We start from the raw sequence: 25915 nt of genomic DNA on the forward strand, positions 1-25915 counted from the left end.
GCTTATATTCCTTTGTGCTTCGCGCGACGCGCGCGCGGCTTGCCCATCAACACGGGTTGGAAAACCACTGCACCGATCAGCGTGCAAAACAGCGACAGCGCCAGCAAACGTCCCATGCTCGACGTCCCCGGATGATGCGACAGCCAGAGACTGCCGAACGCCGTCGCCGTGGTCGCCGCGCTGAACAGCACGGCGTGCGTCAGGCTCGACTGCAGGAGGCCGGTCTGGCCGTTGCGCCATGCCATCACGAAGTAAATCTTGAAGGCGACGCCCACGCCGAGCATGAGCGGTAACGCGATGATATTGGCGAAGTTCAGCGGCATGCCGAACACCACGCACAATTCGAGCGTGACGAGCGCCGACACCAGCAGCGGCACCAGCGTGCGCAGCATGTCGGCAAGACGCCGCAGCGCGATCCACAACAGAATCGCGATGGACAGCAGCGCCCAGCACGCGGCCTGCAAGAACGCCTCGATGATCGTGTCCGCCGAGTGGAGGATCGAGATCGGTCCGCCGATCGCGCCCGGCTCGGCCTTCTTCACTGCATGCGCGAAGCGGGCGAGCACGGCGTCGTCGTTCGGGTCGGCGCCCGGTTTCACTTTCGGCGCGATGTCCACGAGCGCGCGGCCGTCTTTCGAGACCCAGCCTGCGGCGATTTCCTTCGGCAGATTGTCGCGCGTTATCTCAGTGGGCTGTAGAAGATTTTCCAACTGCTTGAGCGCGATGCGCAGCGTGTCGGATATGGCTATTTCGGCACGATCGCGCGTCGCGGCGTCGGCGGCGGCGAGCTTTTGCAGTGTCGCCGACAGATGTTTGGCTTCGGCGGCGCCCGGTCCCGGATGATCGTCGGCGGCGAGCGAGAGCTGGTTCGACGCGCGCCTGAGCGCGGCCACGCGCACGGCGTCCGTGGCCTGCGGCGCGGGTTGTTGCTGCAGCGCGGGCAAGAGCTGCTGCGCGGCGCTCGCGATCAGCATCATTTTCTGTTGCTGCTGCGTCGGCACGAAAGTGTCGAGCGTCGTCACGCGGCCCACTTCGGGCAACCCGCGCAGACGGTCGGCCATGCGATCGGCGTCGGCGAGCGACGGCGCGAGCGCATGCACGTTGTTCACCGCGGCCTCGGGCGAATCCTTCAACGAGAGCAGCGTGGCCATCGACTCCGTATGCGGGTCCTTCAGATGCAGCGGATTGAAGTCGAAGTGCAGACGCGTGAGCAACGGCGTTGCGCCGATCACGATGATCAGCGTGCCGATCAGCACCGGCTTGCGGTGGCGGTCGAGGAAATCGTCTACCGGCGCGAGTTGCTTGAAACCGGGCGACGCGGGCTCGCCCGGCGGGTTGAAGAGCTTCAGCAGCGCGGGCAGCAGCGTCATGTTGGTCAGATACGCGACGAACATGCCGACGCCGGCAATCTCACCCAGCTCGGACACGCCGCGATAGGCCGTGGGCAGGAACGAGAAGAAGCTCAACGCGACGGCGACCGCCGCGAGCGTCAGCGGCACGCCGATACTGTGCGCGGTGTGGGCGAGGGCGGCGGAAAGACGGTCGTCGCGATTGCGCTCCTCGCGGTACTTCACGCCGAACTGCACGCCGAAATCGACGCCCAGCCCGACGAACAACACCATGAACGCCACCGAAATCATGTTCAGCGCGCCGACCATCAGCAAGCCGAGCGCGGCAGTGATCGCGAGTCCGACGAACAGCGTGATGAACACCGCGGCGATCATGCGGCCCGAGCGCAGCGCGAGCCAGAGAATGATCAGCACGACGACGAAGGTGCCGATGCCGTTGAGCACGGCGCCGTCTTTGACCGACGCGAACTCTTCGTCGGCGAGCGGCTGTTCGCCCGTCAGACGGACTGTCGCGCCATAGCGCGTGTCGAGATGCAGCGAGGCGGCCGTGTCGCGGATCGCCTTCGACGCCGTCGCGCCGGGTTCGAGCGCGTCATAGTTCACAACCGGCTGCACGATGACGAACGCGCGCGCCGGGTTGGTCGCCGCGCTTTTGTCCACCAGCGCGCGCCACGAGAAAGCGGCCGGCTTGCCGGCCAGCACGAGATCCAGCGTGTTCGCGCTTTGCGACAACAGACGGCTCATGTCCGCGAGCTTCACCTGGCCGATCTGAAGCGGCAGCAACAGGCTCGTGGTGAGCGTGCCGGCGAGTCCGGTCAGGCTCGGATCGTGCGCCAGCGTGTTGACGAGCGGCCGCGACTGCACGAGTTGCGAAGTGGTCGACATGACTTCTTCAGTCGACGGAAACAGCAGGCCGTTGTGTTCGAAGAACGGACCGCCCGCAGGCTGCGAGACGGCGACAAATTCCTTTGGCTCCGCCTTGAGCGCCGTTGTCAGCGCGCTCGCGGCGGCGTCGGCGAATTCGGGCGCGCGCGCTTCCACGACCACCAGCACGGTTTTGCCGCGCTCCGGGAAGGCCTGGTCCATCCCGTGCTCGAGCGTGGACCATTGCTTGTCGGTCTCGATGAGACGGCTGATGTCCGTGTTGATCTTGAAGTGATGCGCAACATAAAAGCCGCTCAGAACGGCGAGCACGAGCGACAGTGCGATGATCCGTAACGGATGGCGCACCGAATAGGCGACGAGGCGAACAATAGATGACTTCAGCATGTAGGCGGAATTGGCCTTATCACGGGTGGCATTTTGACAAAGGTGCACAAGTATACAGAGCCCGGGCAAAGCGGATCGGATTCGGCTGTAATTCGCGGCCGTGCTGCCGGGGCGCCATTTCTTCCCGCCATTTCGCGCTGCCGTTTCGTGCAGTCATGCGGGTAGCAAAAGCGGCTCCCGAAGCGGCGCGCCGGATGGGAACACAATCCCGCTATACTGGTCTATCCAGCTTTCGCCGCGTGCTTTCACGGAATGTCGGCGCACACTCCTTTCAGGTCTTGTCGAGCCTATGAAACGTTATCTGTCTGCTTTTCTGGCTGCAGCCGTGGTGTCCACGGCCGCCTTTGCGCAAAGCGCGCCGGACGCGGTGGTAAAAAGTGCCGTCGAGGGCACGGTGTCGGCAATGAAGGCCGACCCGCAGGCGCGCGGCGGCGACATGGCGAAGATCACGCAACTGGTCGAGACGCGCTTCGTGCCCGCAACGGACTTCCAGCGCACCACGCGCATCGCGGTGGGCAAGGCATGGAGCACGGCCACGCCCGAGCAGCAAAAGCAGCTGTATGACCAGTTCACGCTGCTTCTGGTGCGCACTTATGCGTCGTCGCTTTCGCAGTTGCGCGACCAGGACGTGAAGTTCAAGTTTCTGCCGGCCAACGCGCAGGGCGGCGCGAAAGACGTTGTGGTGCAGTCGCACGTCATGAGCAATGGCGGCGACGACGCCATCGACTACCGGCTGACCAAAGGTCCGTCCGGCTGGAAGATCTACGACATCAACATGATGGGCGCGTGGCTGATCCAGGTCTATCAGACCCAGTTTGCCGATCAGCTCTCCAAGGGCGGCGTCGACGGCCTGATCAAGTTCTTGACCGCGCATAACGCACGCGGCGCGGGGTGATTGGCGGGGCAATGCGAAGCCGCAAAGAAAAAGCGCGGTGGCCTTCAAAGCCACCGCGCTTTTTTATCTTGCGGTGCGTGATGCGGGAGCGGCGCAAGGCCGCTTCGCTTCGACGCCCGGCGAACGCTTAGTGCGCGGCCGTCGCCGTTTGCACCTTGCTGCCCTTGCCCGCCACCTTGATCTCTTCCAGCTTGATCTCGACGTGACGCGAGAACACGTACTCAGCCGGGCGCTGCTTGTCCAAAGGAATGTCCTTGGTGAAAGCGCCTGACGTCTTCGGGCCGCGCATGCTGACCTTCAGCGCCTTCAGCGGATGCGCCACGGTGTCCATCACGGCCGTCGCTTCGAAGCCGCAATGCACCATGCAGTCGGCGCACTTTTCGTAGTTGCCCGTGCCGTATTTGTCCCAGTCCGTGGTTTCCATCAGTTCCTTGAAGGTCTTCACGTAACCTTCGCCGACCAGATAGCACGGCTTCTGCCAGCCGAACACCGTACGCGCCGGGTTGCCCCACGGCGTGCACTCGTACGTCTGATTGCCGGCGAGGAAGTCGAGGAACATGGCCGACTGGCTGAACGACCAGTTCTTGCCGTTGTTGCCGCGCTTGAAGATTTCGCGGAACAGATGCTTGGTCTTGTCGCGGTTCAGGAAGTGCTGCTGATCCGGCGCGCGCTCGTAGGCATAACCCGGCGAGACGGTGATACCGTCCACGCCCATCGGTCCGACCGTGTCGAAGAACGCGGCAACGCGCTCCGGCACGGCGTCGTTGAAGAGCGTGCAGTTGATGTTCACGCGGAAACCACGGCGTTTCGCTTCCTTGATGGCCGCGACCGCCTTGTCGTACACGCCGTCTTGCGACACCGAATGGTCGTGCATCTGCTGATCGCCATCCAGGTGAACTGACCAGACGAAGTACGGATTCGGCTCGTAGTCGTCCATCTTCTTTTCCATCAGCAACGCGTTCGTGCACAGGTACACGAACTTCTTGCGCGCGATGATGCCCTTCACGATCTGCGGCATTTCCTTGTGCAGGAGCGGCTCGCCGCCTGCGATGGAGACAACCGGCGCGCCGCATTCGTCGACTGCGCCAAGGCATTCTTCGAGCGACAGACGTTGATTCAGGATGGGGTCCGGATAATCGATCTTGCCGCAGCCATTGCAGGCGAGATTGCAGCGGAACAGCGGTTCCAGCATCAGCGCGAGCGGGTAGCGTTTGTTGCCGGACAGGTGCTGACGCATGATGTATGCGCCGACCCGGACTTTCTGTAGCAGCGGAATAGACAAGACGTCCTCCTTAAACTTCGCGCGCGGCGAGTGGTTGCATCAGCTTCGATGGCAACTTGAATTCGACTTTCTCTTCACGGCCCGCCATTGTCGTGACATCGACAGGCCCCAATGCGCGCAGCGCATCAATTACGTGTTTGACCATTTCTTCCGGCGCCGAAGCACCGGCCGTGATGCCGATGGTCTGCGCATTCGCAAACCACTCGGGCTTGATTTCCGAACCGTCGGCGACGAGGTAGCTCGCCACGCCGCTTTCGCTGCCGATCTCGCGCAGCCGGTTCGAATTGGAACTGTTGGTTGCGCCGACCACCAGCAGCACGTCCACCTGTTTGCTCAGCTCGCGCACCGCGGCCTGGCGGTTTTGCGTCGCATAGCAGATGTCGCGCGTGTCGGGCCCGACGATGTCGGTGAAGCGGCGCAGCAACGCGTCGATAATGCCACGCGTGTCGTCCACCGAAAGCGTGGTCTGCGTGACATAGGCGAGTGGCGTGTCGGCCGGCAAGTCCAGATGCGCGACTTCGGCTTCGCTTTGCACCAGCAGCACCTTGCCCGGAATCTGACCGATCGTGCCTTCCACTTCCGGATGCCCGGCGTGGCCGATCAGCACCAGCGTGCGCCCGGCGCTCACATATTGCCGGCCTTGTACGTGCACTTTCGTGACGAGCGGACAGGTTGCGTCCAGCACGTCGAGCCCGCGCGCTTCGGCGTCGCGTTCAACCGTCTGCGCCACGCCATGTGCGCTGAAAATGGCCACGGCGCCTTGCGGCACTTCGTCGAGTTCTTCGACGAAACGCGCGCCTTTCTGGCGCAGATTGTCGACCACGTGCCGATTGTGAACAATTTCGTGGCGAACGTAGACGGGCGCGCCGTGCTGCTGCAACGCCCGATCGACAATCTCGATGGCACGAACCACGCCCGCACAGAAGCCGCGGGGCTGGGCAAGGATGACTCGCATAAGTTGGCGGACTCCGACTGACGCGGGTGACGAGAAAGCCGGAAATTCTGACTTTATCGCCGCGACCATCTGATTTGTTGAGGCTTGAGCCCCGGCGACGCGCCGGTACGGCAAAACCAAACGCGCATTCTAACGCTATCAGGCCCGCTTTGCTTTTTCGAGCCCCGCTGCGGTGCGAGCTGGGGCGGCACACGCCCCATCACACACGCCGCAGGTGGAAAAAATTGCACGCTGCATCGCCCGGACGGAACCCTTAAACTACGTCGTTCCGCGGTGGTTCGCGCTCCGCGTCCATACTGATCGCACAGTTCGCTGGAAATCGAGGGTAACGCTTAATGGGCCTGGTGGCGGTGGTTCTGTTTTTTCTTTCCTGTGTGTCCCTGCTGATCTGGATCGTGCTGCTGTTCGCGCGCGGCGGCTTCTGGCGCGCCCGGCCGGCCGCGCCGCTCGCGCTCGCGCCGCGCGACGCGTGGCCCGCGGTTGCCGCCGTGGTGCCCGCGCGCAATGAAGTCGACGTCATCGCGCAGGCTGTCACGACGCTGCTTCAACAGGACTATCGCGGCGAATTTCACGTGATTGTCGTCGACGATCACAGCACCGACGGCACCGCCGCCGCCGCCCGCGCGGCCGCGTTGCAGCTGCAATGCCCGGATCGTTTGACCGTGCTGAGCGCGAAGCCGCTGCCGCCGGGCTGGTCCGGCAAGGTGTGGGCGCAATCGCAAGGCATCGAGGCGGTGCGCACGCTCGGCTTGCCCGCCGAGTTTCTGTTGCTGACCGACGCTGACATTGGGCATCCCGCAGAGGCTGTCACGCAACTCGTCGCCCGCGCCGAGGCGGAACAGCGCGATCTCGTCTCGCTGATGGTGCGGCTGCGCTGCGATTCGTTCTGGGAAAAGGCGCTGATTCCGGCCTTCGTTTTCTTCTTCGCGAAGTTGTACCCGTTCGCGTGGGTGAACAATCCGCGCAATCGCACGGCGGCTGCGGCGGGCGGCTGCATGCTCGTGCGGCGCGGCGCGCTGGAAGAAGCGGGCGGCATCGAATCGATCCGCGCGGAATTGATCGACGATTGCAGCCTCGCGGCGCGCATCAAGCATCGCGGCACCGGGCGTCATCCGATCCGGCTCGACGTGGCGGCGCGCAGCGTGTCGTTGCGTCCTTACGATAGCTGGCGCGAGATCTGGAACATGATTGCGCGAACCGCGTTCACGCAATTGCGTTACTCGCCGCTGCTGCTCGCGGGCACGCTTGCCGGCATGACGATCATTTATCTGATACCGCCGGTGGCCGCGCTGGTGCTCGGCCCGACAGGCTCGCCCGCGTGGCTCGCGTGGGCGGCCATGTGCTGCGCGTACGCGCCGATGCTGAGCTACTACCGCCGCTCGCCGTTGTGGGCGCCGTTTCTTCCGCTGGTCGCGCTGTTTTACGTCGGCGCGACGTTCGCGTCGGCGGTGCGCTACTGGCGCGGCAAGGGCGGTCAGTGGAAGGCGCGGGTTCAGGCGCCGGTGCAGGAACGTTGAGTTCGAGGCGCGGCGGTGGCGCGACGGCCGCCGCTCGCCAAAGAAAAAAGCGGCGCATGTGCGCCGCTTTTTTTTATCAGCCCTTGGTGAGCATCATGTAAAGCTGGATCACCATGTCGGGCGAAAAAGTGAACGGCACCCAGCCGTGACCGGTGTGGCGCATGACCAGCAAACGGTCGCCGTTCGACTGCTTCTGCACCGCCATGACCGGATTCTTGGTCGACACGAAGCGCCAGCCCGGCGGAATGCCCGGCGGCGGTTCCGGCGTCATGGAAGCGCGCGCGTTCGACAGTTCCTCGATCAGTTGGCCGATCTGTTCCGGACGCAGCGAGACGGTCTGACCGCCGATCGTCATGGTGATTTCGTTTTGCGCCGGACGGCTGATTTCGAGCGTGGGCAAATCCGGCGTTGCCGCGGATTCCGCCGCGCCTTCATTCACCGCGGCCTCGGCCTCGGCTTCGGCTTCGGCCGACGCCTCGACGTCAGGCACGGCGCGATCATCCGGCGCCGCTTGCGTGGCGTTTTCGTTGCGTGTCTCGGGGATGTTCTGGGCCTGCGGGGCCACGACAGCCTGAATGAGCTGATCGACGCCCACTTCCAGCGCGCCGAGCTGTTCGTGAAGATTCATGCGAGGTTTCTCTGGTAAGACCCACGATTTTAACTGCTGCGCGTAGGCTTTTACCTTTCGCAATCACAGCGACGTTGTAACAAAATGCTCGCGCTACGGCTTCAGATAGCCGGCTTGCCGAAACCAGTCGAGCGCATCGCTCAAGCCCTCGCGGTACGGACGCGCGCGATAACCGAGTTCGCGCTCCGCCTTCGCCGAGCTGAAGTACATCTTGTTCTTCGACATTTTCAGGCCGTCCACGGTCACGAACGGTTCGCGCTTCGTGAATCTGGCGACGGCTTCGGCGCCCATGGCAAGCGGATAAAGCGGCCAGCGCGGCAGGCTGAGCGTGGGCGCCTTGCGCCCGGTCAGCGCGGCGATGTCCGCGAGCATCTGCTGAAGCGGCAGATTTTCACCGCCGAGAATATAGCGCTCGCCGATCTTGCCGCGTTCGAGCGCGAGAAAATGGCCGGCGGCGACGTCGTCCACATGCACGAGATTCAGGCCCGTATCGACGAACGCGGGAATCTTGCCCAGCGCCGCCTCGACGATGATGCGCCCCGTGGGCGTCGGTTTGACATCGCGCGGGCCGATTGGCGTGGACGGATTGACGATCACGGCCGGCAGCCCGTCTTCGGCGATCATGCGCTCCACCGCGCGCTCGGCGAGCACCTTGCTGCGCTTGTAGACGCCGATCGCCTGGTCGGCTTTCAGCGGCGAGGTTTCGTCGGCGGACTGGCCGGAGTTCGTCACCTTGAGCGTGGCCACGCTGCTCGTGTACACGATGCGCTCGACGCCTTCGCGCAGCGCCGCGCGCATGGTCGCCTCGGTGCCTTGCAGATTCGAGCGCTCGATTTCGCTCGGGTCCGGCGCCCACAGCCGGTAATCGGCGGCGACGTGCAGCAGATAGCGCACGCCGCGCAGCGCGTCGCGCATCGACGCTTCGTCGCGCATATCGCCGACCACGATTTCCGCGTTCAGCGCCTCCACGTTTTTACGCGGACTGGTTGCGCGCACCAGCACACGCACCTTGAACCCCTTCTGCTGCGCGATGCGCGCCACCGACGAGCCGACGAAGCCGGACGCGCCGGTCACGAGCACGAGATCGCGATTCTGTTCGCTCATTCTGTTTCCGTTTCCTGCGTGACAGTCGGGGGATTGTACGTGGCGAGCCGAGCGATTGCTGCGCAATGCCGGGCAAGCTCGCCGCGACGCGACTAGAATGCCGCGTTGAAAGTGTATGAGGAGAGAAAAGCATGGCCCCGAACCTGGACGAACGAATCGAAACGTATTACGTGCGCGTGCGCGGTAGTGTGCAGGGCGTCGGTTTTCGCCACGCGACCGTGCGTCAGGCGCACGCGCTCGGCATCAAAGGATGGGTGGCGAATCTCGACGACGGCTCCGTTGAAGCCGTCTTGCAGGGCGCGGCCAATCAGGTGGACCGCATGTTGTCATGGCTGCGGCATGGGCCGCCGGCGGCGCGCGTGACCGACGTGAGCGGCGAAGAGCGCGTCACCGAAAAGCGCTACGAGCGTTTCGAGCAGCATTGAGCACGCGCCGAAACGCCCGTGAAGCCGTGAGCGGCTAGCGCGCGACCAGCAGGCTCTCGGCAAATCCCCACTCGTTTTCTATCCACTGATGGCTGCACGCGAAGCCGGCATCGTCGGCGATCGCGGGCATTTCCTCGGCGCGATATTTGTGGCTGCTCTCGGTCCAGATCGTCTCGCCCGCTTTGAGCGACACGGTCAACCCGGCCGCGCCGATATGCGCGGTGACGTCGCGCCTCGCACGCAAATGCATCTCGACACTGCGCGCGTCCGGATTGAAACGCGCGACGTGCTCGAACGCTTCAAGTGGAAAATCGCCGTCGAGTTCGCGATTGATGCGCGCGAGCAGATTCAGATTGAACGAGGCGGTGACGCCGACCGCGTCGTCGTAAGCGGCGATCAGCATCGGCGTCGGCTTGACGAGATCGGTGCCGAGCAGAAGCGCGTCGCCGGGCGCGAGCATGTTGCGGATGTCGCGCAGAAAACGCGTCGCCGCGAGCCGGCCAAAGTTTCCGATCGTGCTGCCGAGAAAAAGCACGAGCAGGCGCTCGCCGGCTGTGCGCTTCTTGCTGACTTCCGCGAGACCGGCCAGATAATCGCGCTCGTAACCCACAATCGAAATGCGTTCGATGTCGCCCAGTTCGCGCCGGCACAACTGCAACGCGGTGCGCGAAATTTCAATCGGGCAGTAAGAAGTGGGGCGCTTTTTACACAGCGCTTCGAGAATGCGGCGCGTTTTGCGGCCGCTGCCGCTGCCGAGTTCGGCGACGGTCACATCGTGTGGAAGATGCTCGACGATGTCCGTCGCGTGTCTCGCGAGCAGGCGCTCCTCGGCGCGCGTCACGCCGTATTCCTGCAATACGGTAATCACTTCGAACAGCGCGGAGCCCACTTCGTCGTACAGATACTTCGAGGGCAATTCTTTTTGCGGCGTGTGCGTGAGGCCGGCGCGGACGTCGGCGGCGAAAGCGGAGTGAAAGTCGGGTGAGGCGTCGTGCGAGAGGGCTGGCTGGGTCATGCTGGCTCCAGTAGTCACATTCGATGAGCGGGATTGCAGGCCGGACGCCAGCACGCGTGATCGAGGCGGATCGGTGCGTGCTGCGAAAGGACGCGGGCCCGGCAATGGCCGGCCCGACGTGTTGATGTTGCAAACGATGCAGCCAGTCTTCGAAGCAAGATTCGCGCTTGGCCCAGCTGGCTGCGTTGCCGAGGAACGCGCGAGCGTGTGTCGCGCGCGCGTGAAGTTATGTTCTAGTTCATCGACGCCCGATGCGCACGGACTAATTTCACCCGCGCCTCTGAAATCGACTGAAAGCACACGACGCGCGCGCCGATGCCGCGCCGGCAAAGCCGTCTAGAATGCTGCCTTGCGTCGCTCGACGAACACCAGAAAATGCAGCGCCCGATGCGCTGCGGCTCGTGGACTTTCACTTCCAATGACAACAACAACCGCGCTGCGCTGCCGTGTTGCGCACATCGTGCGACGGGTCGCGCAATGAACCAGTATGCGCCGAAGCGCGGGATCGCCTTATCCGTCAGCGCGTGCGCGATGTTCGCGCTGCTGTCCGCTTACGCGACACTGCTCGCGCCGCTCAGCGGGCTCGACATTTTTGCGTGGCGCATTGTGTGGACCGTGCCGGGCGCGCTGTTGCTCGTCGCCGCGCGCAAGCGCATGCCGATTCTGCGGCAGCTTCTTTACCGCATGGTGACGCAACCCACGCTCGGCGTCGCGATGGTCGTGGCCGCTGCATTGCTCGGCGCGCAATTGTGGGTGTTTCTGTGGGCGCCGCTGCATGGCCGCATGCTGGAAGTGTCGCTCGGTTATTTCCTGCTGCCGCTCGTGATGGTGCTGGTCGGCCGCTTCTACTACCACGAGCGACTCGATGGCTTGCAATGGGCCGCCGTGTTCTGCGCGGCGCTAGGCGTGGGCCACGAACTGTGGATCACGGGCGCTTTCTCGTGGCCGACGTTGCTCGTCGCTCTTGGCTATCCGCCGTATTTCGTGTTGCGCCGCAAGATCCCATACGATTCGCTCGCGATGTTCACCGTCGAAATGATTCTGCTGACGCCCGCTGCTATTGCATTCATCGCGAGCGGCGGCTCGCTCGCGATGATCGCCGGTCGGCTCGACATGTGGTTTCTGCTGCTGCCGGGACTGGGCGCGCTCAGCACGCTCGCGCTCGGTTCGTATCTGACGGCGAGCCGCCTGTTGCCGGTCGCGTTGTTCGGCATCCTCGGCTATGTCGAGCCCGTGTTGCTCGTGCTGGTCTCGATCACCTTGCTCGGCGAAACGCTGAGCAGCGCGCAGTTGGCCACTTACATTCCCATCTGGATCGCTGTCGCGCTCACGGCGCTGCATGGCATGCGGTTCGTGCGCTTCGGGTAACGCTGAAGCGGCATCGCTGACAATCGGACCGCGCGCGTTCTAGCGCTGCGCCGCCGCGCGGTCTGCGTTGATGCGCGCCGGCCCGACTTCGCATTCGATCACTTCGCGCAGCGCCGGCCGCCAGCCGACAGCAAACAATGCTTCCGTGAGAACGAAAAGCGGGCCGATCAAAAGGCCGATCACGTCGTCGACGAAAGCTGGCTTGCGATGCTCGTAGGCGACGTGCCCGATGAACTGAAACACCCACCCGATCACGAAGAGCCCGACGCCCGTTGCAAGCCAGATCAACGTGGATTGCGCGGCGATCCATTGGCCGAACGCGATGCATAGCGCGGACACCAGCGCCATCATTAAGGCGAGCGGCACGTCGAGCACGAGGTAATAGAGCGTGGCGGCGACAAACAGCAGCCAGGCCGGCGATAACGTCAACGGCGGCGCGCTCAGTGCAAAGTATGGACGGCTCAGCAAGACCGCGAGAGCGAGCACGATCATCGGAATGCCGATGAAATGCGTGGCGATATTGCGCCGGTCGCGATGGTAAGCCGCGTATTGCGTAAGCTGCTGTGTCAGCGTTCTCATGGATGCCGTTCCTCGATCAAAGCCAGCATAATCGCGGCGATTGAAATCTCAAACCATCGGGTAGCCGACAATCGGCACAGGCGCGCTTCAATGACCGCAAGGATTCCATCCACTGAGCTTGCCGCGTTGCTTTCGCGCAGCGCCGGCCGCCTTGCAGGCGCAGTTAATCGACGCTGGGCGAGTCGAGCGGCTCGTTGCAGGCGAGCGTCTTTTCACGCGCGGCGATTCCGACGACGGCCTCTATTGTGTGCTTGGCGGCCTCGTGCGCATCGGCGCGGCGAGTTCGAGCGGCAAGGAAGCGTTGCTCGCCGTGATCGAACCGGTGAACTGGTTCGGCGAGATCGCGCTGTTCGACAATCGTCCGCGAACACATGACGCGTATGCCGAGCGCGATTCCGACCTGTTTCATGTGCCGCGCGCGCCGCTGGTCGCGCTGCTCGAACGCACGCCTGGGCATTGGCACACGTTCGGTTTGCTGTTGACGCAAAAACTGCGTCTCGCTTTCGATGCCATTGAAGAAGCCGCGTTGCTGCCGGCCGCGCAACGCGTCGCGCGTCGATTGTTGCTGATGGCGCGCGGTTATGGCGAGCCGGGCGCGTTGCGGCGCGTGATCAACGTGCCGCAGGAAGATCTCGCGATGATGCTGGCGCTCTCGCGGCAAACCATCAACCAGGTGCTCAAGCAGTTTGAAACGCAGGGCGCGTTGAGGCTCGGCTACGCGGAAATCGAAATCGTCGATGAGAGCAAGCTGAGTGACCTCGCTCGCTAAACGCGCATAAAAAAAGGCGAGTCATACGACTCGCCCTCCCTGAACGGCATTGCCCGGCGTCGATTATCTGCTTCTACTTCGCAACGTATGCGGCCGGTGCATGCCGAAACCGTACACGTGTTATTGCGTTTTGGTCGTGTCGGTCTTTGCGCCGTCGGTTTTTGCGGGCGCGTTGTTGGCTTGTTGCGCGTTGTCCGTTTTCGCTTTCGCCGCGCTCGAATCAGCGGGCGTCTTCTTCACGGTTTTGTGCTTCTTGACCGTGTGCTTGGCGGACGTCTTCACGTGCGACTTCGCAGTTGTCTTCGAGGGCGCTTTCGCCGTGGCGGCGTTGTCGTCCGTTGCGCCGGCTTGCACGGCCGTGCTGGCTTTCAGATTCGCCTGGCCGGCGGGCTGCGTTTGCGCGGGCTGCACGGTTGCGGACGGTGCCGATGCCGGTGCGGCCGTTTGAGCAAATGCGGTCGACACGACGAGAGCGGAAGCGAGAGCGGCGAAAAGCGTCTTCATGTTTTGACTCCTGTTAAACCGGTGAATTCCTGTTTTGCGGCTGAAAGTGTTCAGCGCTGCCGGTTTAACGCGAGCGGGAAGACAGCAGTTGACGATGCTCTGGTGACAAAACGTAACAGCGCCGCTTGCGCAGAAACATATCGGAATGCTGAACAGGCCACTCGCCACTCGCGCTTGGGCTTGAGCTTGAACGACGCTCTAACAATCTTTGAAGCTTATTGAAACGGATTCCGCGCGACGCCCGGTTTCGCGTCGGGTTCGTCGTTTATTTTGGCGGGCAAACCAGGATGCGCTTGCAACGCGGCGACGATCGCGTCCACCGCTTCTTTCAGTGCGAGCGCCGCTTTGAGTCCGCGCTGATCTTGCGTCAACTCGAGCGTTCCGTTCAATACCACGCGCGTCGTTCCGTTGCTCACGGTCAGCGCGTCGCCTTGAATGTTGAGTACGTTGTCGTCGTTTGAATAGGGTTTAAACACCTTTGAGTCCTCCCGGTCGCTGATCTTTGAGGTTCTCCGGAATGCCCGGAAAGCGAATGCCCGATGCTGCTTCGAGTTCGTGAATTGTCCTGATGTCGTATCGATTCGTGGACACATTGTCGACCACCACCGCAAACGCGAGTTTCCGCGAAGGCACATAGACGGCCTTGAATAATTGCGTCGGGACGAACACGCGCGTGGCTCCGATAGTCTGCAATTGCTGGCCGTTGAACATCGGACCGGTCACGACATACGTATCGTCGTACGACACCGCGATTTTGCGCACCGCCGTTTCGATGCGCGCCCACAGCCGCTGATTGTTCTCGCGGTTTTGCGGCACGATGTTCGCCAGTGAAAACGATTGTGCCATCGCGTCTTCATTCCAGCGATTGCCTGCGGGACTCATGTGCCCGCGGTCGAAGCCGCTGCGTTTGTAGTCGGCGAGCGTCGCGCCTTCGCCTTCGGGCAGACGCGCGTCTTCGAAGAACTTGTTGGTGCGCACCATCTCTTTGGCGGCTTCAATATGATCGCGCGTCAGATGTTCCGCCGACCACAACGGCCCATGCGTGATGCCCGAATGCATGACCGCGAAATCGCTATAGCACAGCATGCGCGTTTTCGGCGCCATCTTCTGATTGATCAGATCGGGCCATTGCGCATTCGGTGTGAACTGGGTGCAGGAGGGTGCCGCGTTTGCGTGAGCCGCAATCGCAACGAACAGACAGGCGAACCACTTCTTCATGTGTCGTTAGCTTCTGGAAAGGGGCGCAAAGTATAGCGGCGTGCGCAGGCATCGAGCGAGAGAAACACGACCGCGGACGCGATCTGTTCCACGTCGTGTCCTGCGGGAAAGCCGGTGTTCAGCAATGCCGAACACCTACGGCTTGCAATTCGTTCACGGGTCCTGCAACATCATTTGAGCGAAAAAGGCTTGTTCTGTGCAGAGCGTGGAGAAAAAATATGCTTAGAAAAATTTTGGCGTGGTGGTTCACCGCGTTGATTGCGATGCCTGCGTTCAGTCAGTCGCCCACGTCCGGCAATGCGGCTGATCGTATGATCGAAGCTCGTGCGTTCGAGACGGTGATATGGGCCATGTCCGCCGTCAATTACGATCTCATGCGCCAGGCGTTGCTGAACAAAACGAGTGGGAAGGAGAACCAGATAGCTTACTGGGGACGCCCGGTCGACTGGCGCAATCAGACGCTTACGCCGAATCCCGACACCATTTACTTCATGGTGTTCTTCAACACGAAAGACGGTCCAATCGTTCTTGATATCCCCGCCGCGAGGGGGCAGAACTCCTTGAACGGCAACATCGTCGATATATGGCAGATGCCGCTGGAAGATGCGGGGCCGTTGGGCGCAGACAAGGGCGCGGGCGGAAAGTATCTTCTATTGCCGCCGGACTACAAGGGCACCGTTCCGAGCGGATACATCGTTTTGCAATCCAACACGTTCGGTGGATATGCGTTGATCCGTTCGAATCTCGCCAGTCATGGTGATGCCGACGTCGCCAATGCCATCGCCTACGGCAAGACGATCCAGGTGTACCCGCTGTCGCAAGCGGCAAAGCCGCCGGCTACCGTTTTCACCGATGCGAAAGACGTCATGTTCGACTCCACGATTCGCTACGACGCCAGCTTCTTTAACAATGTCGACCGGATAGTGCAGACCGAACCCTGGTTGCCGCGCGACCGCATCATGATCGATCAGCTCAGATCGCTCGGGATTGAAAAGGGCAAGCCGTTCAGTCCGAACGACACGATGAAAAAGCAACTCGATAGCGCGGCGCATGAAGCGGGTGAGTGGCTGAAAGCGAAATACGAGGCCAGCATGTCGCCATTTTTCTCGCCGGCGAGCCACTGGACGTCGGCGTTGTCGGTCGAGTTCATCAAGGCGCAGCAAGATGGTTTCGCTGATCCGAACTCATATCCCGTCGACGCAAGAGGGCTCATCTACACGTTCGGCTACATTGGTATCAAACGCCTCGGCGTAGGGCAGATGTATCTCATCTCCATCAACGATAAAAACGGCCAGGCTTTTGACGGCAGCAAGACCTATCGCCTCTCGGTGCCGCCGAATGTACCGGTTCAACAGTACTGGTCGGTCACCGCATACGACCGGCAAACTCACGCGTTGATTCGGAACATGCCGCGCGCCAGCCGCTCGTCACGGGCACCCGAACTGCAAAAGAACGCGGACGGCTCCGCCGATATTTACTTCGGCCCGACTGCGCCAGCGGGCAAGGAGAGCAACTGGATTCCAACCGACCCAAGCCGGCAATTCGAATTGATGGTCCGGTTCTATGCGCCGACAAAAGCACTCTTCGAGAAGAAGTGGACGCTTCCGGACGTGGAGAAAGCGGCCGTCCAATGAGCAGCGCGCAGCGAAATGGCGGGCAAAAAAAATGGGCCGCTTTGCAGCGACCCGAATGCGTGGAGTTCCAACTCTACGCATACAGACTTAAGAACGACTTAAGTTCCTGCGTCTTCCGAACGGGCGTGTGTACGCTCGCGCACACAGTGCCGGTGCGCGGTCAGAACTGATCCGGCGCGCGTCGCATCGACACGCGCGCCGGCAGATTTGACCTTTGGAAAAAGACGCGGAATTAATTGCCGAACACGCTGTTTTCCGCGTGTACGTTTTGACGATCGACTGCTTGCAAACGCCAGAAGCCGCTCGTCGGCGTGCGGTTGCGCAGTGCGGTCCAGGCAGCGTCGCCTTGCGCGGCGCTGACTCTTTGCTTACGGTCGACGTGCAGTCCGCGCAGCGTGCACAGCGGCGCGTCGGTGCTGGGTGCACAGAGTGTTGTCACGCCGTTCTGGTCGTGTAATTCGCCCCACGGGGGCAGATCGATCCCTTGATGCGCTTCTCTCGACCACCGGTGTTCTTCGGTGTCGAGCCATAACACAGCGTAGTCGTGACTGACGGTGGGATCGGAACCGTTAATAAGGATAGTCAGGCGCATATCAGTTCCGTCGAAATTTGCGCAGAATTGCTTTAACAGTCTATGTCGCGGCGCGTGTTATGCAAGTCAAAGGTATGACTTTTTTGCGGGCCAAATGAAGGCGCGAAACGCACGTGTGTGCCATTGACGACGTCGGTGATCGACCCTGTTATCGTGTGCGTGAAATGGCCTTTTCGTTGTGCGCGCAGCGTTCTCGGGAGACGTGCCATGCAGCCTCGATTTGTGCGTTTTGTCGTGCTTGCAGCATGCATTGGCGCGGCACCCGCGCCGGGTGTTGCTGCGGATACCGCGCCGTTCGCCGCGCCGGCGCCGGTCGTTTATGTATCGGACTTCGAGCTGGACGCAGCCGACATCACGCCGGACAGCGGCCCCGGTCAGCGCGCGCGTCGTCTGCGAGGGCTGTTGCCGGGCGGTCATGGACCGTTGGGGCGCGATGCGAATCCGCAAGACCACGCGAGGCAGATCGTCGACGAAATGGCGCAGGCGCTCACCGCCGACTTGCGCCAGGGCGGTGTCGACGCGCGCCGTGCCGCGTCCGGTCAATCGTTGCCGGCGTCGGGTTGGCAAGTGCGCGGCGTGTTCCTCGACGTCGATGAAGGCAATCGCCTGCGCCGCGCGATGGTCGGTCTCGGCGCGGGTCGAAGCGACATTCAGGTCGCGGTTTCCTGCGACAGTCTTGCGTCCGCGAATCTGCCGCCGCTCTACGATGCCGTCGAGGAAGCGGGCGGCAAGCGTACGCCGGGCGCGGCCATCAAACTGAATCCGTACGTGATCGCCGCGAAGTTCGTGATGGCGCGCGGCGACGAGAAAAAGACGATCCAGAAAACGGCCCAGCAGATTGCCGACGCCGTCATCGCGAGGCTTCACGCCGCTGCGCAGTGACCTCGCTGCGAGGACCGGTGATCGTCAGGCCAGGTCCAGTGGCGCGGTCAGATCGCCGAGCGGCGCGAGTCCATTGCTCGCGAATGCGCGGTCGCGCGCCACGACGCCGTCGAGCGGCGCGAGTCCATGCACGCGGCTGATCAGGCGCAGGATCGAATTCGTGTCGTACACCGTGTGATCGACGAAGCCCTTTTTCGCGAGCGGTGAAATGACGAGGGCCGGAATCCGCGATCCCGGACCCCAGCGGTCGCCCATTGGCGGCGCGACCGGGTCCCACCAGCCGCCGTTCTCGTCGACGGTCACGATCACGACCGTGTTCGCCCACTGCGGGCCGCGCTGAATATGCCCGATCACATTCGAGATGTGGCGGTCGCCGGATTCGACGTCCGCGTAACCGGCGTGCATGTTCAGATCGCCCTCGGGCTTGTAGAACGTCACCGCGGGCAAGCGCCCGGCGTCGATGTCCGCGATCAGCCGGTTGGTCGAGGCGTCGTTGCCGAGGCCCGCATCGCGCAGATATTTGCGCCGCGCCGCGGTGCCCGGCGCGTAGTTGGCGAAATAGTTGAAGGGCTGATGGTGATACTGGAAGTCGGGCACCGCGCCCGTGTCCTGATGCTCCAACGCGTATTGCCACGCGCCGCTGTACCACGCCCAGTCCACGCCTTTTTCCGCTAGACGGTCGCCGATCGTCGCGTATTTTTGCGGCGGCAGCACGCGCGGATTCGACGGATCGGCCCATGCCGGGTCGCCGCCTTCGGCCGGCCGCACATTGCTCGGCTGATACGGGGGCGCCATCGTGTTGACGGCATAGCCGTCGGCGGTGAATGCGCCGTCGTTGACGAATTTCGGCGGGCCTCCGAGCGCGGATGCCGGCGAGTCCGCCGCGAGCTTCAGCCGCGCGCCGGTCGGATCGTCGCCTTCCACCACCGACACCATTTTCTTCACCGGGCTGTTGTGTATGTCGGGATAGAACGGCGCCTGTGCCGATATCAGAAAGATGTGGTTCAGCCACGAGCCGCCGAACGCGGCCATGAAAAAGTTATCGCATAGCGTGTACTGCTGCGCGAGGCTCCAGAGCTTCAGCGTGTCGGCGGAATTGCGGTAATGCCCCATCACGAGGCCGCCGGAATCGCCCCACGCGGCGAACTGGTTGTTGCGCCCGGCGTTGATCTGCATCTGGTTCTGATAAAAGCGATGCACGAGATCGCGCGTGATCACGCCCGTGGGCAGCGGCGCGCCGTGCGCATCGGTGAGGTGAAAAGGGCCGTTGCGCAGATTGCCGAGGTCCTTCTGGCCGATCATGTAGCGCTTGCCGTCCACTTCCTGCGCTTGCGGCACGAGGCCGCCCCAGATCGCCGGCAAGCGCGGCAGCGGCGTTTTGCCGTCACGGTCAAGTTGCAGATAGCGCTCGGCGCTGACGGCATCGAGCGGATGCTGGACGCCCGGAAAATTGCCGTACAGGTTCGCGAAGCTGCGGTTCTCCGCGTAGATCACCACGATGTGCTTGACCTGATCGTGCAGCGCGGCATCGAGCCGCAAGTCGGCGGCGCTGCGCGGTGCGCCCGTGCTTGCCGCCTGGTCGGTCTTGCAGCCGGACAGCGCGAGACTGATGCCGACCGCCGCGATGCCGGTGAGTACACGGCGGCGGTCGGGATTCTGAGGATCGTCCGCGGCGGTGGCGGCGTGGTCCGCGCTATCGGCGTTCGGCGGCAGGGAGGAGTCGTCGTCGGTCATGGGTCAGTTCCGAAGTGTGCGTGGGCTCGGGGCGGCGCGCTCGCGCCGGCGAAAACTTCGATTCGGCTGAATGTACAACTGAACTACGGCGTGAACTACAACTGACCGCGATGCGGCGCTTGCCGCTATGGCAGCCGGCGCTTCACGCGCCAACTGTTGTGCGTGGCATCGACGGCCAGCAGCAGCCAATGCCTCGCGTTGACCGGGTGGCGCTTTTGCGTCGCATAACCGTCGACGTTCAATTCGAGTTCGTCATGCGCCCGCAAATGGCACATGGCGTGAGCACCGGAGCCGTCCGCGAATTCGACGATCGCGGCGGCCGCCCGCGCCGGCTCCGGTAAGTGCGCTATGTGCACCGCGCACCCCGGATAAAGGTGCGAGTCGGCAACCTGAATCTGCACGGAATGGGACATGAGCGAGGCCTCCGGAGGCTTGGGCGGAACGCAGGCCACGCAACGAGGCCTCGCGCGGCGGACCGCATCAAAGCATAGCACCGCAAAGACGCTATCATGCGGGTCTGACCTCGATGAATAGCAGAAAACGGCAGCCAAGATGGCAAAAGAAGAGCAGACAGGAGCGGGACGCAAGCAGACGAAACCACGCGCTGCGTCGGCTTTGCATGACGACGCGGTGTCGTCGGCGCAACCCGGCGGCGCCGCTTCGACCCACTCCAATCCGGCCGCGATGACCGCCGACGAAGACAGCGCCGGCGGCTCGACCTATCTCGTGCCGGGTCTCGAACGCGGGCTGCGCATTCTGGCGGAATTCAGTGCGCGCGAGCCGATGCTCGGCGCGCCCGAATTGTCGAAACGCATCGGCATTCCGCGCACCACGACCTTCCGTTTATTGCAAACGCTCGAAGCGCTTGGCTTTCTCGAACGCGTCAACGGCGACCGCTATTTCCGCTTGAGCGTCGCGGTGTTGCGGCTCGGTTTCGAATACCTGAATTCGCTGGAATTGACTGACGTCGGTACGCCGATTCTCGAACGCCTGCGCGACGTCACCGGCCTGAGTTCGCATCTGCTGATTCGCGATCAGCGCGACGTGGTGTTCGTCGCCAAAGCGCAAACCCATGAGCCGATGTTCAGTTCGGTGAAGGTGCACGTTGGCACGCGTTTGCCCGCGCATGCCACGGTGCATGGCCAGGTGCTGATGGGCGATCTGACTTTCGACGAGTTGCGTCAGTTGTATCCCGAGCCGCAACTCGAGCGTTTCACCGAGCGCACGCCTGCCACCGTCGAAGAGCTGTATGGAAGAGTGCGCGAAAGCGCGGCGCTCGGCTATGCATTGAGCGAGGCGTCGTTCGAGCGCGGGATTTCCGTGGTGAGCGCGCCCGTGCGCGACCAAAGCGGCAAAATCGCAGCCGCGTTGACGGTCACGATTCCGCGTTCGGATCTCGGCGAAACCGGGGAGCGCGAGCCGCTCGTCACCGCCGTTTGCCAGGCGGCGCTGGAATTGTCCGAGCGCCTCGGCCATCGGCCGCGCGCGGACGAACCCACAGCACTACAAGCTCGCCGCAAGCCGGTCGCGGCGAGCTGAAGCCACTTCAACTGCAATCAACTGCAACTCAGAACGAGTGGTGAATGCCGGTCAGGAGAATCGTCTGGTTCCGGCCACTCGACACGCCTGCCGTGAAAAACGCGGCGTCGGTGTTCGAACCCGCGCGCTCGTACAGCGCGTTGACATACAACTGGGTCGACTTCGACAACGCGTAAATGTCGCCGATTTCGAACTGCGTCCAGCGATGCCCGGCCAGTGTCGTGGTCGCGGCGCCGCCCGACACGCTGTTGAATGGCGTGAATTGATAATTCGCGCCTACGTCGTAGCTCTGGTACGTGTCCGAATGTCCCGCCGACTCCAGCTTCACGCGTGTGTACAGACCATGCACGAGCAGCTTGCCGAACTGGTATGACGCGCCCGCGCCCATGTTCTGCACCTTGTCCGCCGCGTAGTTGGCCGACGCCACGCCCTGGAACGTCGTGATGCCCGTCGTCACGATCGACGGCGTGCGGTTGTGCTCGTTCGCGTACGTCGCGCCTGCCTTGAACGGACCGTTCGCATAGCTCAGCGCAAAGCTCAGCGTCTTGCCGGTCGAGAAGTTGGTCGTGTTGCCGAGGCCCATCATCGCGCCGACCGAGAAGCCGTTGAAGCTCGCGGAACGGAACTTCACCGAGTTGTCGAACGGCACGACGCCGGTGTCGGCGAGTTCGTCGATATTGCCGGGATGGAACGCGTACCAGCTCGCGGCGAGATAGGCGGTGCTGAACGGCCCCAGCACGTCGAAGCTGAACGGCGTCTGATGGCCCAACGTCAGCGTGCCGATCTTGTCCGAGCTTAGACCGACGAATGCCTGGCGGTTGAACAGCACGCCCGGCTTTGCAAACGCGCCCGTGTTCGTGTAGAAGCCGCTTTCGAGCTGGAAGATCGTCTTCAGCCCGCCGCCGAGATCTTCCACACCTTTCAGACCCCAGCGATCCGGCTGCATGTTGCCCTGTTCCTCGATCCACTTCGCGTGGCCGCCCGCGTTGCTGATGTACGCGATGCCGGCGTCCAGGCTGCCGTACAGCGTGACGCTGCTCTGCGCCCATGCGCCTGTCGTCAAGCAGGCTGCCGTCAAGCCGGCTGCAATGATGTGCTTCACCGTTGGTTCTCCTGATCACACGACGGATGGCCTTCGCCGATTTCGTCGTCCCTGATCCTTTGCTTTGGGGTTGATGCGGCTTTGGGTTCCCGCGCCAAAACCACACCGCTTTATGTTCCACCTATGGGCGTTTGTATCGCCTATGGAAAAGTATAGTGACTCCCGACGCGGTCAAAATAAATTTTCGGTGTCCGTACAAACCCGCATACGCTCTCGGCGCCGCAGCGCGTCTTCGCGCTGAAAACCCCGCCGCACAAAGGCTTGCGGCCCGCAGAAGCGCCTTCTCCTATACGCCGGATGCCGTGTCGCGAGCACCACAGTCGGTGTTTTCCCCTAACGCCTCACATTTTTGTTTTCTCGGGTCAAGGGCACTCCTATAATTATCCATACACGAACTGATGTTCCTTATATGGAACATAAAGCTTCAGGAGAACGCGAGAAATGACTGAACAATGGCGCTGCGCCGGCCATGCTGGCGATCTGTCCGAAGACGCGCCGATCGAGTTCAAGCTCGACGGTACGGAAATCGGCATCTACAAGGTGGGCGATGCGTTGTATGCGCTGGAAAACGTCTGCCCCCACGCGTACGCGTTGCTGACGCAAGGCTTTGTCGACGGCGACACCGTCGAGTGCCCGCTGCACGAAGCCGTGTTCCATATCCCGACGGGCAAATGCCTCAAAGAGCCCGGCGGCCGCGACCTGAAGGTGTATTCAGTGCGTCTCGCCGGCGAAGAAATCCAGATCAAGGTGGAATGACATGCGAGAGGTCGCCGTGAACTTCAATCCCTTCCTGAAGCCGTGGCTCGCGCCGCAGCCGAACAACGTCGCCGGCAAGGGCGTGATCGAAAAGCCGGGCGAAACGGAGAACTTCATCTGGCAAACGCGCAAGGCGGAGCCGACGCAATACGAGAACGACTTCGGCGATGCGCTGGAACAGGTTTTCGAAGCGGGCGCGGCGGAGTTGCAGGAAGTCGTCGACGGTTTGAATCGCCTTGGCTTTCGCACGCCGGAAGGCAATGCATGGAACGCCGATCGCCTCGCCGCCGAATTTCGCCTGCTCGCCGAATAAGCGCGCTTTTCCGAACACGTTCATCGCATCCGCATCCGGAGTCTTCTCATGACGTCCCCCACTACAAGTCAACGCGCGGCCGATCCGGTCCAGTCGTATCTGGATCGCGGCCTGCGCAACTACTGGTATCCCGTCGCGCCGAGCTGGCAAGTCGGCGACGCGCCGGTCGGCATTACGCGCCTCGGCGATCAGATCGTGCTGTGGCGCGACAAGGAAGGCCACGTCCACGCGCTCGAAGACCGCTGCCCGCATCGCGGCGCGCGTCTGTCGCTCGGCTGGAACCTCGGCGGCAGCCTTGCGTGCTGGTATCACGGCATTGAAGTCAACGGCGGCGGCACGGTCACGAAAGTGCCGGCTGTGTCGAACTGTCCGCTCGAAGGGACCAAGTGCGTGAAGTCGTATCCGGTCGAAGAACATGCGGGCGCGGTGTTCCTGTGGTTCGGCGACGAAGCGCACCGCGAACCCACGCCGCTCAAGCTGCCGGAAGAGCTGGTCGGCGAGGATTACGCGAGCTTCCTGTGTCTGTCGAACTGGAAGTGCAATTACCAGTACGCGATCGACAACGTGATGGACCCGATGCACGGCGCGTATCTGCACGCCACTTCGCACTCGATGGCCGAAGGCGACAAGCAGGCCGACATGCGTGTGCGCAAAACCGAAAGCGGCCTGATGTTCGAAAAGGTCGGCCAGCGCGACGTGAACTTCGACTGGGTCGAACTCGGCGAAACCGGCTGCCTGTGGATGCGTCTCGCAATTCCGTACAAGAAGAAGTTCGGTCCGGGCGGCAACTTCGGGATCATCGGCTTCGCGGTTCCCGTCGACGAAGACAACTGCCAGGTGTACTTCTGGCGCACGCGCAAGGTGCAAGGCTGGCAACGCGACGCATGGCGCTTCATGTATCGCAATCGCCTGGAAGGTCTGCATTGGGCCGTGCTGGAGCAAGACCGCTACGTGCTCGAAAGCATGGCGCCGAACGCGCGCGAACACGAATTCCTCTATCAGCACGACGTCGGCATGACGCGTGTGCGCCGCATGCTGCGTCAGCGCGCGCAACAGGATTTCGCCTCGCTGGACGCGCATCGCGCGCAAGCCGGTGAAGCAGGCGCCGCGCAAACCGAAGCGGCAGGCCACAGCCATGCATAACGACGCAGCGCTCAATGGCCGGCGCGTCCTCGTGACGGGCGGTGCGCGCGGCCTCGGCGCGGCGTTCGTCCGCGTGTTAGTGCAAGCCGGCGCGCGCGTCGTGTTCGGCGACGTGCTGCATGACGAAGGCCGCGCGCTCGCGGCATCGCTGAGCAAAGAAGGTCATGCGGCGAGCTATCTGCCGCTGGATCTCGCCAGCCCGGACAGCATCAGGCAGTTTGCCGAGCAGGGTGCGGCGCAACTCGGCGGCCTCGACGCGCTCATCAATAACGCGGCGATCACGAACTCCGGCGGCAAGTTTGCCGACGAGCTTTCCGTCGATACCTGGGACGCCGTCATGAATGTCAACGTGCGCGGCACGTGGCTCATGAGCACGGCCGCGCTGCCTTATCTGCGCGAGTCGGAGCGCGGCAGCATCGTGAACATCGCGTCGGATACCGCGATGTGGGGCGCGCCGAAGCTGCTCGCGTATGTCGCGAGCAAGGGCGCGGTGATCGCCATGACGCGCTCGCTCGCGCGCGAATTCGGTGCGCATCAGGTCACGGTCAATGCCATCGCGCCGGGTCTCACCGAAGTCGAGGCCACCGCTTACGTGCCCGCCGAGCGTCATCAGTATTACCTGCAAGGCCGCGCGCTCACGCGCGCCCAGGTGCCCGAGGACGTCACCGGACCCGTGCTGTTCCTGTTGTCCGACGCCGCACGCTTCGTGACTGGCCAATTGCTGCCGGTGAACGGCGGCTTCGTGATGAATTGATCTTGTCGAATCGAAAGGAGAAAGAAATGGCCGACGCCGAAATCGAACGCAAATCGTGGGACCAACCCGACGACGCGAGCTTCGCCCAGTGGCTGGACAGCCGCGTCGCGCGCCTGGAAACGCGCCGCTACGACTGGGACGCGCTGAAGTTCCAGGCCGACTACGACCCGCAATACCGCCGCGCGCAAATGCGTTACGTCGGCACGGGCGGCACGGGCGTCGCGAAGGACATGAACACGGTGCCGGCAGGCGGCTTCACGTTCTCGACGATGGTGATTCCGGCCGGCAACATCGGCCCGAGCCATATTCATATGGACGTCGAAGAAATTTTCTTCGTGCTGCGCGGAAAGATGAAAGTGATCTGCGAGAAAGACGGCGAGACGTGGGAAGCCACGCTCGGCGAGCGCGATCTGATCTCGGTGCCGCCGGGCGTGTATCGCACGGAAATCAACGTCGGCGAAGAAGACGCGCTGATGTGCGTGATGCTCGGTTCGCCGAAGCCTGTCACGCCGACGTATCCGCCGGATTCGCCGCTGGCGAAGCTCAAGCGCTAAGCCAGTTTGTTCGCATCCCGAAACATATCAGCGAA

The 25915-nt window shown here is 62.7% G+C and carries 26 protein-coding genes and 1 pseudogene; 13 read left to right on the plus strand and 14 right to left on the minus strand.

The features are described from left to right. Positions 1-2 precede the first annotated feature (2 nt). The gene (locus VOM14_RS00370) at positions 3-2618 is read right to left on the minus strand and encodes an MMPL family transporter (protein ID WP_327626684.1); all 2616 of its coding nucleotides are present in this window, start codon (positions 2616-2618) and stop codon (positions 3-5) included. Between the two features lie 289 nt (positions 2619-2907). Here VOM14_RS00370 and VOM14_RS00375 point away from each other — a divergent pair, with 289 nt between their 5' ends. Beyond that, positions 2908-3513 carry an MlaC/ttg2D family ABC transporter substrate-binding protein gene (locus VOM14_RS00375; RefSeq protein ID WP_327626685.1) on the plus strand — a complete coding sequence of 202 codons (606 nt, stop codon included), beginning with the start codon at positions 2908-2910 and terminating at the stop codon, positions 3511-3513. Positions 3514-3640: 127 nt separating this feature from the next. On the opposite strand, the gene hpnH is transcribed toward VOM14_RS00375, so the two are convergent. After that, positions 3641-4795, minus strand: coding sequence for an adenosyl-hopene transferase HpnH (gene hpnH / locus VOM14_RS00380; protein WP_027801090.1), 1155 nt, complete (start codon positions 4793-4795; stop codon positions 3641-3643). Positions 4796-4805: 10 nt separating this feature from the next. After that, positions 4806-5750: a 4-hydroxy-3-methylbut-2-enyl diphosphate reductase gene (gene ispH, locus VOM14_RS00385; protein ID WP_327626686.1), complete on the minus strand. Its 945-nt coding sequence runs from the start codon at positions 5748-5750 to the stop codon at positions 4806-4808. A 335-nt stretch (positions 5751-6085) separates the two neighbouring features. On the opposite strand from ispH, the gene VOM14_RS00390 reads away from it, so the two are divergent. After that, on the plus strand, positions 6086-7267 hold the full coding sequence (locus tag VOM14_RS00390) for a glycosyltransferase (protein WP_442955495.1): 1182 nt from the start codon (positions 6086-6088) through the stop codon (positions 7265-7267). Between the two features lie 76 nt (positions 7268-7343). On the opposite strand, the gene VOM14_RS00395 is transcribed toward VOM14_RS00390, so the two are convergent. Both VOM14_RS00395 and hpnA read right to left on the minus strand, forming a co-directional pair. Beyond that, on the minus strand, positions 7344-7895 hold the full coding sequence (locus VOM14_RS00395) for a hypothetical protein (protein ID WP_327626687.1): 552 nt from the start codon (positions 7893-7895) through the stop codon (positions 7344-7346). A gap of 93 nt (positions 7896-7988) precedes the next feature. Beyond that, positions 7989-8999 carry a hopanoid-associated sugar epimerase gene (hpnA, locus tag VOM14_RS00400; RefSeq protein ID WP_327626688.1) on the minus strand — a complete coding sequence of 337 codons (1011 nt, stop codon included), beginning with the start codon at positions 8997-8999 and terminating at the stop codon, positions 7989-7991. Positions 9000-9130: 131 nt separating this feature from the next. Here hpnA and VOM14_RS00405 point away from each other — a divergent pair, with 131 nt between their 5' ends. Continuing rightward, a complete protein-coding gene (locus tag VOM14_RS00405; RefSeq protein ID WP_327626689.1) occupies positions 9131-9424 on the plus strand; it encodes an acylphosphatase in 294 nt (97 codons plus the stop codon). 34 nt (positions 9425-9458) lie between these two features. Here the strand turns inward: VOM14_RS00405 and egtD are convergent, their stop codons facing one another. Continuing rightward, entirely contained in the window at positions 9459-10439 is a 981-nt protein-coding gene (gene egtD / locus VOM14_RS00410; protein WP_327626690.1) for an L-histidine N(alpha)-methyltransferase, read from the minus strand. A 477-nt stretch (positions 10440-10916) separates the two neighbouring features. On the opposite strand from egtD, the gene rarD reads away from it, so the two are divergent. Continuing rightward, the gene (gene rarD / locus VOM14_RS00415) at positions 10917-11807 is read left to right on the plus strand and encodes an EamA family transporter RarD (RefSeq protein ID WP_327626691.1); all 891 of its coding nucleotides are present in this window, start codon (positions 10917-10919) and stop codon (positions 11805-11807) included. A gap of 39 nt (positions 11808-11846) precedes the next feature. On the opposite strand, the gene VOM14_RS00420 is transcribed toward rarD, so the two are convergent. Beyond that, entirely contained in the window at positions 11847-12386 is a 540-nt protein-coding gene (locus VOM14_RS00420) for an Mpo1 family 2-hydroxy fatty acid dioxygenase (protein ID WP_327626692.1), read from the minus strand. A 90-nt stretch (positions 12387-12476) separates the two neighbouring features. Here VOM14_RS00420 and VOM14_RS00425 point away from each other — a divergent pair. Next, positions 12477-13155 (plus strand): annotated as a pseudogene (locus VOM14_RS00425) (Crp/Fnr family transcriptional regulator). A 120-nt stretch (positions 13156-13275) separates the two neighbouring features. Here VOM14_RS00425 and VOM14_RS00430 read toward each other — a convergent pair. From VOM14_RS00430 to VOM14_RS00440, 3 genes are all read right to left on the minus strand, one after another. Continuing rightward, the gene (locus VOM14_RS00430; protein WP_327626693.1) at positions 13276-13659 is read right to left on the minus strand and encodes a hypothetical protein; all 384 of its coding nucleotides are present in this window, start codon (positions 13657-13659) and stop codon (positions 13276-13278) included. Between the two features lie 215 nt (positions 13660-13874). After that, complete coding sequence (locus VOM14_RS00435) at positions 13875-14135, minus strand: hypothetical protein (RefSeq protein WP_327626694.1); 261 nt, start codon at positions 14133-14135, stop codon at positions 13875-13877. After that, entirely contained in the window at positions 14128-14877 is a 750-nt protein-coding gene (locus tag VOM14_RS00440; protein WP_327626695.1) for a DNA/RNA non-specific endonuclease, read from the minus strand. The genes VOM14_RS00435 and VOM14_RS00440 overlap by 8 nt, the downstream gene beginning before the upstream one ends. A gap of 95 nt (positions 14878-14972) precedes the next feature. Between VOM14_RS00440 and VOM14_RS00445 the strand changes: the two genes are divergently transcribed. Continuing rightward, positions 14973-16511, plus strand: coding sequence for a DUF1254 domain-containing protein (locus VOM14_RS00445; RefSeq protein ID WP_327626696.1), 1539 nt, complete (start codon positions 14973-14975; stop codon positions 16509-16511). 232 nt (positions 16512-16743) lie between these two features. On the opposite strand, the gene VOM14_RS00450 is transcribed toward VOM14_RS00445, so the two are convergent. Continuing rightward, the gene (locus VOM14_RS00450; protein ID WP_327626697.1) at positions 16744-17103 is read right to left on the minus strand and encodes a DUF3564 domain-containing protein; all 360 of its coding nucleotides are present in this window, start codon (positions 17101-17103) and stop codon (positions 16744-16746) included. Positions 17104-17310: 207 nt separating this feature from the next. Here VOM14_RS00450 and VOM14_RS00455 point away from each other — a divergent pair, with 207 nt between their 5' ends. Next, complete coding sequence (locus VOM14_RS00455) at positions 17311-17985, plus strand: DUF4410 domain-containing protein (protein ID WP_327626698.1); 675 nt, start codon at positions 17311-17313, stop codon at positions 17983-17985. A 24-nt stretch (positions 17986-18009) separates the two neighbouring features. On the opposite strand, the gene VOM14_RS00460 is transcribed toward VOM14_RS00455, so the two are convergent. Continuing rightward, a complete protein-coding gene (locus VOM14_RS00460; RefSeq protein WP_327626699.1) occupies positions 18010-19719 on the minus strand; it encodes an acid phosphatase in 1710 nt (569 codons plus the stop codon). A 125-nt stretch (positions 19720-19844) separates the two neighbouring features. After that, a complete protein-coding gene (locus VOM14_RS00465; protein WP_327626700.1) occupies positions 19845-20132 on the minus strand; it encodes a hypothetical protein in 288 nt (95 codons plus the stop codon). Positions 20133-20271: 139 nt separating this feature from the next. On the opposite strand from VOM14_RS00465, the gene VOM14_RS00470 reads away from it, so the two are divergent. Beyond that, positions 20272-21258, plus strand: a complete 987-nt coding sequence (locus tag VOM14_RS00470; RefSeq protein ID WP_327626701.1) for an IclR family transcriptional regulator — start codon at positions 20272-20274, stop codon at positions 21256-21258. Between the two features lie 28 nt (positions 21259-21286). Here VOM14_RS00470 and VOM14_RS00475 read toward each other — a convergent pair whose 3' ends face one another. After that, positions 21287-22360, minus strand: a complete 1074-nt coding sequence (locus VOM14_RS00475; protein WP_327626702.1) for a porin — start codon at positions 22358-22360, stop codon at positions 21287-21289. A gap of 441 nt (positions 22361-22801) precedes the next feature. On the opposite strand from VOM14_RS00475, the gene VOM14_RS00480 reads away from it, so the two are divergent. The 5 genes from VOM14_RS00480 to VOM14_RS00500 are packed head-to-tail and all read left to right on the plus strand — an operon-like array spanning position 22802 to position 25880. Then, on the plus strand, positions 22802-23116 hold the full coding sequence (locus VOM14_RS00480) for a non-heme iron oxygenase ferredoxin subunit (protein WP_327626703.1): 315 nt from the start codon (positions 22802-22804) through the stop codon (positions 23114-23116). 1 nt (position 23117) lies between these two features. Then, positions 23118-23429: a recombinase-like helix-turn-helix domain-containing protein gene (locus tag VOM14_RS00485; RefSeq protein ID WP_327626704.1), complete on the plus strand. Its 312-nt coding sequence runs from the start codon at positions 23118-23120 to the stop codon at positions 23427-23429. Positions 23430-23477: 48 nt separating this feature from the next. After that, positions 23478-24572: an aromatic ring-hydroxylating dioxygenase subunit alpha gene (locus VOM14_RS00490; protein WP_327626705.1), complete on the plus strand. Its 1095-nt coding sequence runs from the start codon at positions 23478-23480 to the stop codon at positions 24570-24572. Beyond that, the gene (locus VOM14_RS00495; protein ID WP_327626706.1) at positions 24565-25326 is read left to right on the plus strand and encodes an SDR family oxidoreductase; all 762 of its coding nucleotides are present in this window, start codon (positions 24565-24567) and stop codon (positions 25324-25326) included. Before VOM14_RS00490 ends, VOM14_RS00495 begins: the two co-directional genes overlap by 8 nt. Positions 25327-25352: 26 nt before the next feature. Continuing rightward, on the plus strand, positions 25353-25880 hold the full coding sequence (locus VOM14_RS00500; RefSeq protein ID WP_327626707.1) for a cupin domain-containing protein: 528 nt from the start codon (positions 25353-25355) through the stop codon (positions 25878-25880). The last annotated feature ends 35 nt before the right edge of the window (positions 25881-25915 follow it).

Source organism: Paraburkholderia sp. MPAMCS5, from assembly GCF_036016995.1.
Lineage (GTDB): Bacteria > Pseudomonadota > Gammaproteobacteria > Burkholderiales > Burkholderiaceae > Paraburkholderia.